At 46.2% G+C, this 1,758-nt stretch carries 1 protein-coding gene; it reads right to left on the minus strand.

The annotated features are described in order from the left end of the window. A partial coding sequence (locus tag QTN47_RS27925) for a non-ribosomal peptide synthetase (RefSeq protein ID WP_369332761.1) occupies nucleotides 1–1,758 on the minus strand: 1,758 nt, incomplete at both ends.

The raw sequence follows: 1,758 nt of genomic DNA on the forward strand, positions 1-1,758 counted from the left end.
GCGGTGCTACATACTGACCGATCAACTGCAGCGTTCCGTCTGCTACAGGCAATGCCTTTTTATCCACCTTCCCATTCGGTGTCAGCGGCAAACTATCCAGCTCTATTAACAACGAAGGAACCATGTAGGATGGTAACCGGCTTTGCAGGTAGGCCATTATTGATTCCCGGTTAAATATTCCTTTTGCTACAACATAACCTGTTAGCTTTTTATGGCCCTGTATATCTTCATTTGCTATTACCACACACTGACTAACCAGTTCACTTTGCAGCAACGCACTTTCAATCTCCCCCGGCTCAATACGAAAGCCCCTGATCTTGACCTGGTCATCTCTCCTTCCACTATACTCGATGGTTCCATCGGGCAACCAACGCCCCTGATCCCCGCTTAAATAGATCCTTCCCGCGCCATATGGGTTTTGTACAAATTTCTCTTCGGTGAGCTGCCTGCGGTTTAAGTAGCCTCTTGCCAGGCCGGCACCAGCTACGCAAATTTCACCTACCACGCCAACGGGAACCAATTGCAGCAACTCATCTAAAATATAAACACTTAAAGTGGGTATTGGCCTGCCTATACTGTTGCTGCCTGCCAGGATATGCGCTGTCTCAACAAGCTGAAAAGTTACATGAACAGTGGTTTCGGTTATGCCATACATATTGATGAAACGGCAGTTCCGGCTGAGTTCCCGGCTAGGTTGTAACCTGATGGGGTTAAGTGCCTCTCCCCCAAAAATGATATACCTCAGGGCCACTTCCGTTGACCCAGGCGCCAAGTAATCCTGCAATACATAATATGCTGAGGGCGTTTGGTTAAGTATGGTTACTTTTTCCTTTATCAATAATTCTGCAAAGCGTATTGCATCTTTACTGATGAGTGATGGAACTATCACCAACCTGCCGCCGAATAGTAACGCACCTAACATCTCCCATACTGAAAAGTCAAAGCAGAAGGAATGGAACATGCTCCATGTATCATTTTCATCAAAATCATACAGCGGCAACTGGTTGAAAAACAGGCGTACTACATTGCGATGTTCGATCATTACGCCCTTGGGTTTACCCGTTGAACCGGATGTATAAATTACATATGCGAGATTGGTTGCTTCCGGTCCCTTGTCTAAGTTGCTTACCGGTTGTTGTGTTATATCCGAAGCTTCTTTCTCCAACTCAATAATTTGGATACCTTCCGCTTCCTTCAAACTATTGCTGCTCCTGCTGCTGCTCACTACCAGCATCGCTGAAGTATCCTGCAACATATACTTGATCCTCTCCTGCGGGTATTCCGGATCAATGGGCACATAGGCTCCTCCGGCTTTTAATATACCCAGGATACCTATGATCATTGCTAAACCACGCTCTATACAAACCGGCACCAGTGTCTCTTCTTTTACTCCCTTGCTTCTCAGGTGCCATGCTAACTGATTGGAGCGTTCATTGAGCTGCCGGTATGTCAATGCTTCTTCTTCATATACTACTGCTATATTAGCGGGTGTCTTTGCCACCTGCTCTTCAAACAGATCAATGATCGTTTTGTCTTCCGGATATGCTACTTCCGTATTGTTGAACGCATACAGCAACTGGTGTTTCTCTGATGGACCTAATAAATCAAGGGCATTTAATTTGTCTGCCCCTTTCCCTGCTATCTGTAGCAGTACCTGCTGAAAATGAGCTGAGATCCGTTTGGCATATTCCGGGTCTAACAAAGTGGCATTATAGCAAAAGCGGATGTGGATCCGGCCCGTGCTGCCGATGACAATCG

It is taken from the genome of Danxiaibacter flavus (genome assembly GCF_041060425.1).
GTDB classification, from domain to species: Bacteria; Bacteroidota; Bacteroidia; order Chitinophagales; family Chitinophagaceae; genus Danxiaibacter; species Danxiaibacter flavus.